Below are 14,869 nucleotides of genomic sequence, written 5' to 3'. Positions count from 1 at the left end.
TCGGGCATGCCAAACGCACCAGCGAGTCTTATCGAGCTTTCACTAAACACCAGAGCCCAAATATCAGAATGTCAAAGAAGACGGTGCGTGACAATGAGTATTACGAAGACCGCTTGAAGCGGGATCATCCAACGATCTTCGCTGATCTCAAGGCCGGTAAATACTCAACGGTCACTGATGCATTGTTGGCCGCTGGACTAAAGACCAAACGCACACGACTGCATGAAATGAAGAACGCTTGGGGTAAAGCTAGTCGAGATGAACAGCGCGAGTTTCTGAGATGGCTGCATGCCGATATTAAGGCCAAGCGTCCAGTAACTCCTTCATCAATGCCTATTGCACATGATCGCAAGCTTCTGCCCGATGCGATTGCTCGCGTTAAAGACATAATGTCAAAGCGACGTCTCAGACTTGGAAGCGTCATGGATGAGATGGGCTTTATCCGGTTGGATGCATCTCTGGGGATGGCGCTTAGGCAAAAGACGCGACTCCGACCGGAAATGATCGCAGCACTGGAAAAGTGGCTGGTAGCTAATTCTTCTATTTAAAGGCGCGTGCTTTTGATGAGGTTTGGCGGGCAGTACGTATACACACAACAACGATTAGAGGCTGTTTGGATTTGGGTCGATCAATACCGCTCTCGTTAACGGGATCATATTGAGGGGGACGTGGCCGCCACAGTAATTTATAGTTCTGCCTTCTGTCTCTCAATAATGGCACGCAATCTGCCATACCATTGATCCATGTCTCGAATTAAGTGATTAGCCGTTTGCATATCCGCGCCCGGTGCCGGTATGTCCATGAAGAATATCTCGCAAACCGGGTCGATTATATTCGTAGTGTAGATTTTGAGAGAGAGGCGGCACACTTTGGTTTTTTCCCGCCGTGAACCGGATAACCCGCCAAGTAACATGCCAGCCGGCCCTAATAGTATGCCGCCGACAGCTGCGCCTTTTAACTGACTACCGCGGTTAAATTTGGTAAGTGACGCGTTATCGCGGACAACTTCGACAGCAATTATTTCATGAAATTCGATAATCGCTGGCTGTGTAGTGAATTTTTTAACACGAACTATATCCTCAATGATCGCAACTTTTTGCCGCTGAACATCAATGGCGATCGCGTTTTTGCACATGGATGTGACATGAGACACATTCGGTTCAAAATCCGGGATTGCTGCCAGTCGTTTTCCCAATTCTTCAGCCACAGCATTACCGCGCATTACTACGAAAATGAGCACGAGCACTGTGCCTACGATGGTAAATGTTGTTATGAAAGCAAAGGCGTTCATATCATCTCTTGCGAAGCTGGACTGCACGAAAGGGAACCTTTCTGACATGAAATATCCAGCAATTTCGCCATCACTGTAAGCTGCTGATATCCTTCAGTCGGCTCTCCGTGGTCAACAGAAAACCCGCTCTGCATAAAAAGGTTCCTTTAAATCAATCCCTTACCGGGTATATTCGCTGCAAGATCCCGGAAGAGTAAGGCTTGGCGCACGATGCGAAACTTTGGATATGCTCGCGTAAGCACAACGGAACAGAATCTTGATTTGCAGCTGTGTGCACTCCGAGTTGCCGGTTGTCATGATGTGCTGACAGACGAGGGTATATCTGGATCCGAGTTTACTCGCCCAGGACTTTCGAAATTGCTCAAGCGATTGCGGGCCGGTGATACGTTGACCGTTTGGCGGTTGGATCGGTTGGGAAGGTCTTTATTCAATCTGATTAAGCTCGTCAGGGAGCTAGAGGAGCGCGGTATTCAATTCCGCTCATTGAGCGAAAGCATTGATACTGGATCGTCAGGTGGACGCTTGCTCTTTCATCTGCTTGCCGCAATGGCTGAATTTGAACGGTCATTGGTGAGCGAGCGCACGCGTGCTGGTATGGCGGCTGCCAAAGCGCGTGGTAGCCGTATAGGACGTAAACGAGCTATGACACCAGACCAGCTGGATGTTGCACGGTCTGCCATATCAGTTGGCGGAGCAACTATGGCTGAAATTGCGGTTAGCCATCATATACACCCTCGAACGCTCACTCGGTTGCTTAAGAACGGCTATGCTTGAACGCTAAACATCCGTTGGAGCCACCCCAGAAGTGGCCGTGGAATTTTTTCCGATCCTCTTCCTAATGGTTGCAATTTCTTCCTTCTTCGACATGCTTTTCTTCGCGGCGCGTTTACTCTCTTTATAAGTCTTCACATCCATTTTGAGCCTCGCCGCCTCAAGTGCTTCCTTCAAAGAATATTTTTCGTCGCGCACGCGTTTCTTAGAACGCGCAATAGCTGTGGCGGCAAACATCCTGATAAGTGATAATCGTCGTGCTCTGCTGTGGCGGCGATTGAAAGCTTCTGGAGCCTCTTGGTCGGAAACATAGCCTGCAAAAGATGCTTCTTTTAAGCCAGGAATCTCAATCCCATACTCTTTTTTGTAGCTACGCTGTAGTTTGGCAAGAAAGAGAGACGCCTCACTCAAAGGCATGGAAAGCAAAGTCTGTATAAGTTCTTCGATCTCCGTATCGCTGAGATGACCTTTTGCTGCTTTTTCTTCTGCTTGTTTCCGACGTTGCTTTTTCTTTCTTAGGTTGGCGCCGTTGGTGATGTGATTCGCATATTCGTCCGGCGTCATATTTAGTTTTGGTCTACCCATGAGGTTGCTCTTCAAATTTATTGCTATACCTTTATTATAGCGAAGTGCTGACGAGAATGCACAACAAGACAAATTTTATTTAGCGTGACCGGAAAAGCGTCGCGTATACTAATATAATATATATAAGAATAATAATAATAGCCGAGACGTTTATTCTGTCACGTTTTATCAGTGACACTCCTACCTCGCCGCTTACGCGGCTCGCCTGCGCGCCCCAAGGGGCTTGCGGCCGCCTTCGGCGTCCACGCTGTATTTTCTCTGGACCGGAAGTGTGAGAAGGGTGGGTAAGCAGTAAATACCTTCCGGTTAAGCCAGTAGATGTTCCGGCTGCACTCTCTTTGACTCGAGGATCGCCACAGGCGCGCTCCGTGATGTCGATTGCTGACGTTTGTGCTCCCCGGTCGCAAACACTCGCCAGTGAGTCGCTGTGGCGGTTTTTCTGATAAGGGAGGCTCCAGTCTTGGGAGCTCGGTGGCGCCATAAGGCATCCCCATCGGCACCCTTGCTTCCTTCTAGGACTTCGACATGTGCGTCGCAGCTGGTTGGATCTGCGGCAGCTTCAATGAGGAGGTTCTATTCCACCGACGTGGAAGAAAGATCAACGCGTCGCGTCTCCAGCAATCGTCCAGGCACGATGGCAGAATTTGCTGATCGTCCGCCGCGCATCATCCGGTAGTGTGATTTTGATCTGTCGTATTCGTTCGGCTCGAAGATCTTCGACAGCATTCCGATCACGTCATGTCGTTGAGCGAATATGTTTTCGGCACTGCACCACAAGGGATATATGCGGGCAGTGCTTGGGATGTGTGAGATGTAAAAGTGTAGATTTATCTACATTCGCTTCCGATCGGTCACGGCGCGAGCTTTTGGCGTAGTAACGCGATGCGCCGTCAGCATTTCAATGTTGTCAGATTCCCAAAATCATCGAAATCGGCTCATTGTGACAACATAGCGTAAACGTTTGACAACATTGCGCAACGAAAATGGACGTTTTCAACGGTTTCAAAGTCGACTATGTTGCATCGAACTGGCTGTTTTGATCGATTTTGGACGGCAATGTTGTCACATAGTAATGCTTTCCGGGTTGAATGTAAACGTCATGGATCAATCTTAGGTTGTATTAACCAAGGCGACTAACAAGATTTTCGGCGTTCAAGTGCGTGTAGCGCTTCAGCATCGACAACTCCTTGTGACCGGAGATTGTGCTGACTTCCATGATATTCAAACCCAGCTCAAAGAAACGGCTGACGGCTTCGTGGCGTAGGTCGTGGAACTTCAGGTCCACAATGCCTGTGCGCTTAATCACGCGCTTCCACGTCTGATCAAATGCCGAGATAGTCATACCAAACGGGGTAGATTGATCTACGCTATCGCACTGCTTCAATGTCATCAGAGTTTCATAGGCTCGTTTTGACAGCGGAACCTCTCGGCTGGTTCCGTTCTTGGTCATCGCCAATGAGATCACCCGGCGATTGTGCGAGATGTCGCTCCATTTGAGTCCCAGAAGCTCACCACGGCGCATTCCGGTCTCAATGGCTACAATGACCAGCGCACGGAAGCATTCGACTCTACCGTCGTCACAGGCGGTTAGTAAGCGCTGCTCTTCGGAAGTAGTGAGACGGCGTGAGCGTGCATTGTTAATGGTCGGTCGCCGGATCATCTTCACGACGTTCTGGGCGAGGGGATAGCCCCAATCACGCATGGCGACGTCCAGCACGTGGCTGAGGATAGCAAGCTCACGAACGGCGGTGGCTGGCTTGACCGTCTTCAGGCGCTCGTCCCTGAACGATGCAATGTCTTGCTGAGACAGCCCGACCAGCGTTCGGTAAGCAAGTTCATTACGCTGAAGCACGCCGAGGCGCTGTATCTCTTGCGTAGCGCCGCGCTTGGCTGGTGATACTTCTTCGGCGTATCGTTTCATCAGTGCGCCGAGTGTTGTGCTTTCAAGAATGCGCGTGTCTGGTGCAGCGCCGAACTTGTCGACCTGGCTTTCCAACTCACGCGCCCACTTCTCGGCTTCGGTCTTGCTGTCGAATGATTTGCAGCGTGGTTTCATTCCACGTCTGCGGACCTGCGCTTGCCAGCGTCCTCTGAGCTTCCGTATCGTTGCCATGTAATCTCCAATAGATATTGAAGATTACGCGTAGGACGCCCCGGAGGGGGAGCCAAGGATCCAAATTCATTTATTCATATTATTGTAAATATAAGTATGGTCTAAGTCCCTCTTGTCAAAAAGGGAGAAAACATATGATTCGTAAATTGTTGTTCACATCAGTATTTCTTTTGCCAGTGAGTGCTATAGCTCAAGAATTACCGACATCGCCTTATTTGCCAATCGAATTAGCCGTGAAGTCAGCACAGGCTGCGCTTGAGGCGTGTGGTGCGAAAGGCAGCAATGTTAGTGTTGCTATCGTAGGGCGTGACGGCAGCACTAAGACACTACTAAAAGCTGACAACTCTGGCCCTCACACCGGCTCAAGTGCTGAAGGTAAGGCGTTTACTTCTGCTGCACTAGGACGCGATACAGCTGGACTAGCAGGGTTTATCGCAGCAGAGCAGGCAAATGCTGGAATGCGCGATATGGATCCGCGTATGGTCATTCAGGCTGGCGGACTCCCGATCAAGATCGGTGATGCTCTGGTTGGTGGTATTGGCGTGGGTGGTGCTCCTACAGGCGCAATTGACGCCGAATGCGCGGTTTCTGGGCTTAAAGCCATTGGTGCAACTGTTCCCGAGTGATCTTAAAGATGCTTACTTAGCAATCCGCTATCCAGCGGGTTGCTTTCATAGCGGCATGTGAATTTTCAAAACGATAAGGCACCATGCTGTTCTTGCATACCATAGCAAGTGCTCGCATCGCTGGCTGGTGCGCTTGCCGCGATGTAGATCGATCGGCCAATTTGCGGTCTCGGCGCTGATTTCGGAGTGCTCTCAGTGGCTTTCATGCGTCGTCTGCAAACCTGGCGTTGCTCTTAGCTTTCGTATCGTAGCCATATTGATCTCCGGTAATGTTTGAAGATCACGCGTAGGACGCCCCGGGCGGGGAGCCGAGTATTATCCCGACCGCCGACAACGGAAGTCCAATTGGAAGGTGATTTTGCTTGATCCAGATGTGGACCTAAATTCCCAACACGGGGCTATCGTTCCATAGCGTTGATCAGCTCGATATCATTTCGCGCATCTACCACCTTGATATCGCTCTCGCGAAACAGTTCTATCGCTTCCAAGAAGGCCTGTTTACGTTTTGAGGAATCTTTTGGCCCTTCGACTGCAACGACCACGTCCGGTGGGAGCTTGTCCTTCAATCGATTAATGGTGAACAGCCATTTATTACCGTGGTCAAGAATACGTGTTGGTTCATCCTGGCCGAGATAAATAGGCTTCAAAACCCTAAGAGGCGTATTTTGGACAATTTCCACAAACGGGAATTTCGCTGAGTAAACTCCATCTGAGAACGCCATAGGCTTGAAATGGCGACCAATGTCTTGCAGTTTCAGAATTCCTCGGACGTGCTTTTCCAATAAACCTTCACGATAAATAGAGCCAGCAAAAGTCCTTCTGACATAATAGTTGAATAGCTCGTCGAGCTTAGCTGTAGGATTTTCAGTTATCGCAAAACGGACGTCGCTGAATCGGATCACCCCTTCGCGATCCTTTGTCAGCGCATGAAAAAGATGCTCGGCGTTGTCGCTTGGCTCGAACTCAAAGCGACCTTGCCCGCTCCCTGTATGACCGGCGAGATCTCTTATCCGCTTAAGTTCTACATAGTAGCTCTTTAGGACGCCGCGAATAGTCGCTGCCTCAACGCTATCGAAGAAGCTTGTCAGCCTGCTAAGGCGTCTAGTCTCTATTCTAAAGTCCAGATAGCCCATTCTCGGCGCGACGAGCACTATACCGATGTTAGCGAATTCTTCCGTTTCGATGTGTGGCTGGAAACGGATTATCGCATAGCTTACAGCATGCTTTCTCATGTTCGTTCCCAAAACGCTGGCTTCCGATGTCGCTTCAGTGTGCTCTCAATACGGTCTAGCGACAAGTTAATATCGACCGTGCATGCGTCGTCTACATAGTGCCACCGCTCTGGGATGTCACCAAGGATCTGGGGTAAATCTATCAAAGCTTCTTCAAACCTTGCATTATGACGGTCCTGCAGATCCTTGTGGTCGCAAATTTCAAACAGTGAACTACGAAATATATGGCTTTGAAGTTGTGAATGAAGCGTTACTTCTTCGTCGAAGGCCAAATTATGATCGATTACAACAAGTCGGTGTGTTGTCTCCGACCAAAGGAGATTAGGATTTCCGCCTGAGTCGGTCAGCGTGCGGTCTCCGTTTTGAATCCACCAATCGAACGCAGCGATCTCGAGTTTCAACTCTGCCGGAGCCTGATGGATGTTGACGAAAGACATTTCATTAGCGCTCTCGACATTCTCGGAGCCGAAAAGTAAACCGAATCCAAGGTCCCGCAAGGCTCCAATACGGCCAGCTTCATACAGCTCCTGCGGAACTGTGACGATACAAAAACGCGGAACAGGCAAACCGAGGCGTAAAGCAAGTTGGCCCGCAACCCACTCTTTAACTAGTGAGTCGTAACCGGCCCCTTTTCCCTTAACAAAATAGAGTTTTCCATCCGAGCCACGGCAGATGTAAGGCTCGGTTGCCCCCTGCTCAGAACGCCTCAGCACTTCATTGATCTCGATCGGCATTGGTCCCCACGCACGCCATACAATAGCAAGCGTTTAGATCACATAGTAACGAGAAGTCCAAGAGGAAGAGTGTGCCTTGAGCGTGGCCCTTGATTGGAGACAAACGCTGATCCGCGCAGGGATATCCCAACGAGTAAGTCGAATTTCTTGTAAGTATTTGATTTAACAGATTAAAATGGCGGAGAGGGTGGGATTCGAACCCACGGTGGAGTTACCCCCACGCCGCATTTCGAGTGCGGTACTTTCGACCACTCAGCCACCTCTCCGCATGGTGCACTACGGTAAAAACGATCAAAAAATCGTACCGTTTGTAAGCATCTAAAGCGAATGCTAAGTGTGTAGCGGCTCAATAACGGGCTAAGCAGAATTAGACAAGAGCTAATTTGCATTCCGGCACGAAAATTCTTGACTTTTCCGCTGCCTCATACCTATAAGCACCTGACTTTATGCGTGGACCATTCCGCGTCTATTGTTTTGATTGGAGATTTTCGGTTTTCCGGGCTCTGATCAGGAGGCCAGGCGGCCTCCAAATCAACCGACTGATAAAAAGACGGCCCGTGCCCAGGGCGCTTGCGTTAAAGGGTATGAGAGCTGGACCGAACGACCCGAAAGGAAAACAAATGTTCGCAGTCATTAAGACTGGTGGCAAGCAGTACCGCGTTGCCGCAAATGACCTGATCAAGGTCGAAAAAGTTGCTGGTGAAGCCGGTGACATCGTAGAATTTGCAGAAGTTCTGATGGTTGGTTCGACCATTGGTGCGCCAGTTGTTGCAGGCGCTCTGGTAACGGCAGAAGTCGTTGAACAGGGTCGTGCTCGCAAGGTTATCGCGTTCAAGAAGCGTCGTCGTCAGAACTCCAAGCGTACCCGCGGTCATCGTCAGGAACTGACGACCATCCGTATCTCGGAGATCCTCACCGATGGTGCGAAGCCTTCCAAGAAGGCAGAAGCCAAGAAGTCCGCTCCGAAGGCAGACGCCGCTCAAGGCGAAGCCGCAAAGCCAAAGAAGGCAGCGCCTAAGAAGGCTGCAGCCAAGGCCGAGTCGGCTGAGTAAGTAGAAGAGATAAAGGAGAAATCCAATGGCACACAAAAAAGCTGGTGGTTCGTCGCGTAACGGTCGCGATTCAGAGTCGAAGCGCCTTGGCGTGAAGAAGTTTGGTGGCGAAGCTGTTGTTTCTGGCAACATCATCGTGCGTCAGCGCGGCACCAAGTGGCATCCGGGCGCCAATGTTGGCCTCGGAAAAGACCATACTATTTTTGCAACCGTAGAAGGTTCTGTTGCTTTCCGTAAGAAAGCCAACGGCCGTACCTACGTGTCGGTTAACCCGATCGCGGAAGCAGCAGAGTAAGCCGGACCTCTATAAAGTACCGGCGTCCCATGGACCCGGTACATATGGCGACCTGCCAGAAGATCGAAGGGAAGATGGGACAACCATCTTCCCTTTTTTCATCTGGAGGACAGACCAATGGTCATAGACGTTTTAGAAGAAGATTCTTACGAGAGCTGTAGTGAGCGGGAGGCCAGTTATGCTGATCTCTCGCCCGGTTTAGATTGCCCCGTTCTCGTCACCGAACGGCTGGTGCTTCGCCCGCCGCATACCGAAGACGTGGATGCAATTTCCTATCTTGCCAATAACACTCGCGTCTCCGCTATGCTCGCCCGTATGCCACACCCATACACCCGCGAAAATGCCGTGGAGTTTGTCGAGCGCGTGCGAAAAGGCGAGATGGGCAATTGCATATACGCCATCACCCAAGCCGAAACCGGCATATTTATGGGCTGTTGCGGCATTCATGCGCATAAACACGGTGACGGACTGGAGATCGGCTACTGGCTGGGCGAACCCTATTGGGGGCACGGCTTTGCCACCGAAGGCGCGCATGCGCTGATTGATCTGGCTTTTCGTGCAACACCTATTGAGAGGCTGCATGTCTCGTGCCGCGTCAGCAATGACGGCTCGCGCCGTGTCATCCATAAATGCGGTTTCCAGTTCAGCAGCATGGGCATGGCGGATTCGCTTGCGGTCGGCAATGTTCCGGTTGAACGCTATGTCCTGGATCGCCGGACATGGATCGGCCTGAGAAGCTGGCAGTCGTAAATATAATAAGAGGCCCTGTGGTTATAGCCACAGGGCTAATCATGGGGAATAAAATGACTGACACTGATACGCTCAACCGTGACCGGATCACGTTGCGCGCGCTCGACAAGGGTGATCTGCATCGTTTTCGCGCAATCAGGCTTTCGGCTCTGCAGCTTGCGCCGCAGGCGTTCGGATCAAGTTTTGAGGAAGAAAATGCATATTCCGACAGTGTTTTTGCGCGACGTCTGGAACAGGTAAACGGCAATGTGATTTTTGGTGCCTTTGATGGCGAGAACCTGCTGGGTATTGCAGGCCATCACCGGCATGAACGCAAATCCGAACGGCACCGGGGCACCTTGGTCAGTGTTTATGTAACACCGGAAGCGCGCGGCTTTAACCTCGGCAAGGCGCTCGTTCAGGAAGTGATTGAACATGCGGCGGCGCATGTTGTGATACTGGATGCGAAAGTCGTTGCTTCCAATGATCCTGCCAAGCGGATTTATCATGCGCTTGGTTTCAAGACTTATGGCGTGGAAGTGAAGTCGCTTTTCGTTCAAGGGCAGTATCTTGATCAGGAACTTCTCTATATCGATTTCAGCGATCCGGCATGGAATCTCGTTTTAGGCTGAAAACCTTATGTTTCTGCTGTTTGCAGGACAACGGTTTTGCTGTAATTGCAATGCGAATTGCGCTGGATTTGGCGCGGTTCCAAAGTTTAAGGCGCAAGTTGCGTCACAAGAGGTAAGTTCAATGAAATTTCTCGATCAGGCCAAGATCTATATCTGCTCCGGCAATGGCGGAGCGGGGGCTGTATCGTTTCGCCGCGAGAAGTTTCTTGAATTCGGCGGTCCTGATGGTGGCGATGGCGGCCGAGGCGGCGATGTCTGGGTAGAAGCCGTTAATGGTCTCAACACCCTGATTGATTATCGCTATCAGCAGCATTTCCGCGCCAAAACCGGTATGCATGGCATGGGCCGCAATATGACCGGCGGCAAGGGTGATGACGTCATTCTTAAAGTGCCGGTCGGCACGCAGATTTTTGAAGATGATGATGAGACGCTGATCTGCGACATCACTGAAGTCGGCCAGCGCTATCGTTTGGCCAAGGGTGGCAATGGTGGTTTTGGCAATCTGCATTTCACCACGTCCAGAAACCGTGCCCCCCGTCGTGCCAATCCTGGACAAGAAGGTATCGAACGCATCATTCGGCTGCGACTGAAACTGATTGCTGATGCGGGTCTGGTTGGATTGCCAAATGCTGGCAAGTCCACATTTCTTGCCAGCGTGACAGCTGCTAAGCCAAAGATTGCCGATTATCCCTTCACCACGCTGCATCCGAACCTTGGTGTGGCGCGCGTCGATGCGCGTGAATTTGTAATCGCCGATATTCCGGGTTTGATCGAGGGTGCCAGCGAAGGAATCGGACTTGGTGACCGTTTCCTTGGGCATGTTGAGCGTACGCGTGTGCTGCTGCATCTGGTGTCGGCGCAGGAAGAAGATGTGGCGAAGGCTTACACCGTCATTCGTGGAGAGCTTGAAGCCTATGAGCATGGCCTAGCTGAAAAGACGGAAATCGTAGCGCTCTCGCAGATCGATACGCTTGATCCCGAGGCACGCAAAGCCAAGATAAAAGCGCTGAAAAAGGCTTGCGGACGTGATCCTCTGCTGCTGTCTGCTGTCAGTCATGAAGGTCTGAACGACACGTTGCGTCAGCTTGCAGCCGTTATTGATCAAAGCCGTGCAGCGGAAGCAGGCGCTGTCGAAGAAGAATAACAGGTGAAGATGCGGCGCAGGAACTCAATACATGCTGAAACAACTCAAAGACTATCGCCGCATCGTTATTAAAATTGGGTCTGCGCTTCTCGTGGATCGTGCAACTGGCCTCAAACAGAGCTGGCTTGAAAGCCTTGGGCAGGACATCGCCAACCTTTCGCGTGCGGGTGTTGAAGTGCTGGTTGTTTCCTCCGGTGCTATTGCGTTGGGACGCACGGTTTTAGGTCTGCCGAAAAAATCTTTGAAGCTTGAGGAAAGTCAGGCTGCTGCGGCGGCTGGTCAGATCGCATTGGCCAAAGCATATGCCGATGTGCTTGGCGGCCATGGCGTGAAGTCGGGCCAGATTCTACTGACCCTGTCGGACACAGAAGAGCGCCGCCGTTATCTCAATGCGCGTGCGACCATCGAAACGCTGTTGAAGCTTGGCGCAGTGCCGATCATCAACGAGAATGATACGGTCGCAACAACCGAAATCCGCTATGGCGATAATGATCGTCTGGCAGCGCGTGTTGCCACCATGATGGGCGCTGATCTTCTCATTCTTTTGTCGGACATTGACGGGCTTTATACGGCGCCGCCACATAAAGACCCGAACGCGCAGTTCATCCCGCTTGTTGCATCCATTACTCCGCAGATAGAAGCCATGGCGGGTGCTGCTGCATCAGAGCTGTCGCGCGGTGGCATGAAGACCAAGCTTGATGCAGGCAAGATTGCCAATGCAGCCGGTACGGCGATGATCATTACCTCTGGCACGCGTATGGCACCGCTTTCCGCGATCGATCGCGGCGAACGTGCGACTTTGTTCGAGCCTTCTAACGCGCCGGTCAACGCCTGGAAAACATGGATTTCCGGCAATCTAGAACCCGCTGGCCGTTTGACAGTTGACGCGGGAGCTGCCAAGGCACTGAAATCTGGCAAGTCGCTGTTGCCTGCCGGTTTGAAGGAAATCGAAGGTCAGTTCGAGCGCGGTGACACGGTTGCTGTCTTGAATGAGGATGGTCGTGAAATCGCACGCGGTCTGATTGCTTATGATGCGGATGATGCGCGCAAGATTGCCGGGCATAAAAGCGATGAGATCAGTGCCATTCTTGGTTATGATGCGCGCAGCGCCATGATCCATCGCAATGATCTTGTGGTGCGCGGCGTGAATGCGCTGAAGACTGAAGAAGTTTAAGGGGGGAGAGGATGCTGACATACGTGGATGCCGGGAAAGACATTGCAACCATCATGGCAGAGGTAGGTCGCAAGGCCAAAGCTGCAGCAACCCCTCTTTCCATAGCAAGCGAAGATCAGAAGAACAAAGCGCTTCTCGCCAGCGCCGATGCTGTACTTGCAAGTCGCGATGACATTCTTGCAGCCAACAAGCTCGATCTTGCCAATGCCGCCCAAAGCGGAATGGCTGCTTCTTTCGTCGACCGTCTAAAGCTTGATGACAGCCGTATTCAGGCAATTGCCGATGGTATCCGTGCCATCGCGGCTTTGCCTGATCCTGTGGGCGAAGTCATTGCCGAATGGGATCGTCCTAATGGTTTGCATATTGAGCGTGTTCGCACGCCGCTTGGCGTGATTGGCGTGATTTATGAAAGCCGCCCCAATGTGACGGCAGATGCGGGTGCCTTGTGCCTTAAGGCTGGCAATGCAGTGATCCTGCGTGGCGGTTCGGATTCTGCGCATTCATCGGCGGCAATCCACAAGGCGCTTGTGAGCGGGCTTGAAGCGGGCGGACTGCCTGCGGATGCCATCCAGATTGTACCGGTGACAGATCGTGCAGCGGTTGGCGAAATGCTCAAAGGTCTGAATGGTGCGATTGATGTGATCGTACCACGCGGCGGCAAAAGCCTTGTTGCGCGGGTGCAGTCGGAAGCACGTGTACCGGTCTTCGCGCATTTGGAAGGCATCTGCCATCTCTATATCGATAAGTCTGCTGATCTTGATATGGCGCGGGCGATTGCGCTCAACTCCAAAATGCGTCGCACTGGAATTTGCGGTTCTGCTGAAACGCTGCTGGTAGACCGTGGAGTGGCCAGCACTCATCTAGTGCCGATTTTGCAAGATCTAGCTGCTAAGGGCTGTGAAATTCGCGCTAGCGATGAGGTGCTCGAACTTTATGCAGATGGAAAACCAGCGACAGAACAAGATTGGTCGACCGAATACCTTGATGCGATTATTTCCGTGAAACTGGTTGATGGCGTCTCAGATGCAATTGCGCATATCGGGCAATATTCATCGCATCACACCGAAGCGGTTATCACTGAGGATGCAGAGGTTGTCGCCCGTTTCTTCAACGAGATCGACTCGGCCATTCTTTTGCACAATGCGTCGACGCAATTTGCGGATGGTGGCGAGTTTGGCATGGGCGCGGAAATCGGCATTGCTACCGGAAAAATGCACGCGCGTGGTCCGGTCGGTGTCGAACAGCTAACCTCATTTAAATATCGTGTTCATGGCAATGGTCAGGTTCGGGGCGGATGAAATTCGGCTTTGGCCTGCACGCTTTAAAAGCCAGATACCCAGACGTTGATGCGCATTATCTGCGCATGCCACATGTCGAAAAGGGTATGACGGTTGGCCTGTTCGGTGGCTCGTTCAATCCGCCGCATGGTGGACATGAACTGGTCGCAGAAATTGCGATAAGGCGGCTGAAACTGGATCAGCTATGGTGGATGGTCTCACCCGGCAATCCGTTGAAAGACAGTCGGGAACTGGCAGCGCTTTCCGAACGGCTTAAGCTTAGCGACGACGTGGCAAGTGATCCGCGCATTAAGGTGAGCGCGCTGGAGGCGGCATTCAATGTGCGCTATACAGCCGATACTTTGGCACTGATCCAGAAAGCCAATCCCGGCGTGCATTTTATCTGGGTGATGGGCGCGGATAATCTCGCATCGTTTCATCGCTGGCAGCGTTGGCGTGAAATTGCGCAAAATTTCCCTATCGCTGTGATTGACCGTCCGGGCTCAACGCTTGCCTATTTGTCGTCACGGATGGCGCAGACCTTTTCGTCCAGTCGCGTCGATGAGCACTATGCGCCATTGCTTGCGCGTCGCGCGCCGCCAGCATGGACCTTTATCCATGGGCCGCGCTCGACATTGTCTTCAAGCGCGCTGCGTAAACAAAAATCGAAAAAGTGAACAGGTTCATCAAGCCAAAACTCTTGAAAGAATGCAGGGACTCTGCCTATCTTACGTATGTACGGTGCTTATCACTGCCGTACTTCGTTGTTCTTGTTGAAAGGAAATACACTGAGAACAGCACTTGAGAAGAAGGCTCACCACGCGCCTTCACCGGTCGGGATGAACGAAACAGCTTTCGTGTCCCAGACCTTCGACGCGGCTTTGGCCAGTCTCGAAAACTCCAAAGCAGAATCCATCATCCCCATCGACATTCGCGGAAGATCTTCGATCGGCGATTTTATGATCGTCGCCTCTGGTCGTTCGCATCGCCATGTGGCGGCTGTCGCTGATCATCTTTTACAGGCTCTTCGTGAAATGGGCTGCAAAGATATTCATGTCGAAGGACTTGAGGGCGGTGATTGGGTTCTCATCGATACAGGCGATATTGTCGTCCACATCTTCCGTCCGGAAATCCGTGATTTCTACAATCTGGAAAAGATCTGGATCAACGACGATATTGAAGATCAGCGCGCATCGGGAACGGTGCACTGATCA

17 protein-coding genes and 1 tRNA gene are annotated in these 14,869 nt (G+C 51.6%); 12 read left to right on the top strand and 6 right to left on the bottom strand.

The features are described 5' to 3' along the window. Positions 1 to 68: 68 nt before the first annotated feature. Positions 69 to 548: a hypothetical protein gene (locus CEV31_RS04025; protein WP_094505585.1), complete on the top strand. Its 480-nt coding sequence runs from the start codon at positions 69 to 71 to the stop codon at positions 546 to 548. 137 nt (positions 549 to 685) lie between these two features. On the opposite strand, the gene CEV31_RS04020 is transcribed toward CEV31_RS04025, so the two are convergent. Further along, entirely contained in the window at positions 686 to 1,291 is a 606-nt protein-coding gene (locus tag CEV31_RS04020; protein WP_143850898.1) for a hypothetical protein, read from the bottom strand. Positions 1,292 to 1,501: 210 nt separating this feature from the next. On the opposite strand from CEV31_RS04020, the gene CEV31_RS04015 reads away from it, so the two are divergent. Beyond that, positions 1,502 to 2,065, top strand: coding sequence for a recombinase family protein (locus CEV31_RS04015; RefSeq protein WP_094505583.1), 564 nt, complete (start codon positions 1,502 to 1,504; stop codon positions 2,063 to 2,065). Between the two features lie 3 nt (positions 2,066 to 2,068). Here the strand turns inward: CEV31_RS04015 and CEV31_RS04010 are convergent, their stop codons facing one another. Together CEV31_RS04010 and CEV31_RS04005 are read right to left on the bottom strand one after the other, a co-directional pair. Beyond that, positions 2,069 to 2,647, bottom strand: coding sequence for a hypothetical protein (locus CEV31_RS04010; protein WP_143850897.1), 579 nt, complete (start codon positions 2,645 to 2,647; stop codon positions 2,069 to 2,071). 1,120 nt (positions 2,648 to 3,767) lie between these two features. Next, complete coding sequence (locus CEV31_RS04005) at positions 3,768 to 4,760, bottom strand: site-specific integrase (RefSeq protein ID WP_094505581.1); 993 nt, start codon at positions 4,758 to 4,760, stop codon at positions 3,768 to 3,770. Positions 4,761 to 4,894: 134 nt separating this feature from the next. On the opposite strand from CEV31_RS04005, the gene CEV31_RS04000 reads away from it, so the two are divergent. After that, complete coding sequence (locus CEV31_RS04000) at positions 4,895 to 5,386, top strand: GlcG/HbpS family heme-binding protein (protein WP_094505580.1); 492 nt, start codon at positions 4,895 to 4,897, stop codon at positions 5,384 to 5,386. A gap of 398 nt (positions 5,387 to 5,784) precedes the next feature. Here the strand turns inward: CEV31_RS04000 and CEV31_RS03995 are convergent, their stop codons facing one another. The 3 genes from CEV31_RS03995 to CEV31_RS03985 all read right to left on the bottom strand — a co-directional run bounded on the left by CEV31_RS03995 (position 5,785) and on the right by CEV31_RS03985 (position 7,618). After that, positions 5,785 to 6,618, bottom strand: a complete 834-nt coding sequence (locus CEV31_RS03995; RefSeq protein WP_094505579.1) for a DUF3037 domain-containing protein — start codon at positions 6,616 to 6,618, stop codon at positions 5,785 to 5,787. Then, positions 6,615 to 7,352 carry a HipA family kinase gene (locus tag CEV31_RS03990; protein WP_094505578.1) on the bottom strand — a complete coding sequence of 246 codons (738 nt, stop codon included), beginning with the start codon at positions 7,350 to 7,352 and terminating at the stop codon, positions 6,615 to 6,617. The genes CEV31_RS03995 and CEV31_RS03990 overlap by 4 nt, the downstream gene beginning before the upstream one ends. A gap of 176 nt (positions 7,353 to 7,528) precedes the next feature. Beyond that, a tRNA-Ser gene (locus CEV31_RS03985) sits at positions 7,529 to 7,618 on the bottom strand. A 354-nt stretch (positions 7,619 to 7,972) separates the two neighbouring features. On the opposite strand from CEV31_RS03985, the gene rplU reads away from it, so the two are divergent. The 9 genes from rplU (at position 7,973) to rsfS (ending at position 14,866) form a co-directional block, all read left to right on the top strand. Further along, positions 7,973 to 8,404: a 50S ribosomal protein L21 gene (rplU, locus tag CEV31_RS03980; RefSeq protein ID WP_094505577.1), complete on the top strand. Its 432-nt coding sequence runs from the start codon at positions 7,973 to 7,975 to the stop codon at positions 8,402 to 8,404. A 25-nt stretch (positions 8,405 to 8,429) separates the two neighbouring features. After that, positions 8,430 to 8,699 (top strand): 50S ribosomal protein L27, encoded by a 270-nt coding sequence (gene rpmA / locus CEV31_RS03975; protein WP_094505576.1) that lies wholly within the window; start codon positions 8,430 to 8,432, stop codon positions 8,697 to 8,699. A 117-nt stretch (positions 8,700 to 8,816) separates the two neighbouring features. Then, the gene (locus CEV31_RS03970) at positions 8,817 to 9,449 is read left to right on the top strand and encodes a GNAT family N-acetyltransferase (RefSeq protein ID WP_094505575.1); all 633 of its coding nucleotides are present in this window, start codon (positions 8,817 to 8,819) and stop codon (positions 9,447 to 9,449) included. 53 nt (positions 9,450 to 9,502) lie between these two features. After that, entirely contained in the window at positions 9,503 to 10,060 is a 558-nt protein-coding gene (locus CEV31_RS03965; RefSeq protein WP_094505574.1) for a GNAT family N-acetyltransferase, read from the top strand. A gap of 121 nt (positions 10,061 to 10,181) precedes the next feature. Further along, the gene (obgE, locus tag CEV31_RS03960; RefSeq protein WP_094505573.1) at positions 10,182 to 11,204 is read left to right on the top strand and encodes a GTPase ObgE; all 1,023 of its coding nucleotides are present in this window, start codon (positions 10,182 to 10,184) and stop codon (positions 11,202 to 11,204) included. Positions 11,205 to 11,235: 31 nt separating this feature from the next. Continuing rightward, positions 11,236 to 12,378 carry a glutamate 5-kinase gene (gene proB / locus CEV31_RS03955; protein WP_094505572.1) on the top strand — a complete coding sequence of 381 codons (1,143 nt, stop codon included), beginning with the start codon at positions 11,236 to 11,238 and terminating at the stop codon, positions 12,376 to 12,378. A gap of 11 nt (positions 12,379 to 12,389) precedes the next feature. Then, positions 12,390 to 13,676: a glutamate-5-semialdehyde dehydrogenase gene (locus CEV31_RS03950; RefSeq protein ID WP_094505571.1), complete on the top strand. Its 1,287-nt coding sequence runs from the start codon at positions 12,390 to 12,392 to the stop codon at positions 13,674 to 13,676. After that, positions 13,673 to 14,332 carry a nicotinate-nucleotide adenylyltransferase gene (locus tag CEV31_RS03945; protein WP_094505570.1) on the top strand — a complete coding sequence of 220 codons (660 nt, stop codon included), beginning with the start codon at positions 13,673 to 13,675 and terminating at the stop codon, positions 14,330 to 14,332. Before CEV31_RS03950 ends, CEV31_RS03945 begins: the two co-directional genes overlap by 4 nt. A gap of 162 nt (positions 14,333 to 14,494) precedes the next feature. Then, on the top strand, positions 14,495 to 14,866 hold the full coding sequence (gene rsfS, locus CEV31_RS03940) for a ribosome silencing factor (protein ID WP_094505569.1): 372 nt from the start codon (positions 14,495 to 14,497) through the stop codon (positions 14,864 to 14,866). Positions 14,867 to 14,869: the final 3 nt, after the last annotated feature.

It is taken from the genome of Brucella thiophenivorans (assembly GCF_002252445.1).
Classification (GTDB): domain Bacteria; phylum Pseudomonadota; class Alphaproteobacteria; order Rhizobiales; family Rhizobiaceae; genus Brucella; species Brucella thiophenivorans.
Note: the sequence above shows the minus strand (reverse complement) of the source record. Positions and strands in the feature narration are given on the sequence as shown.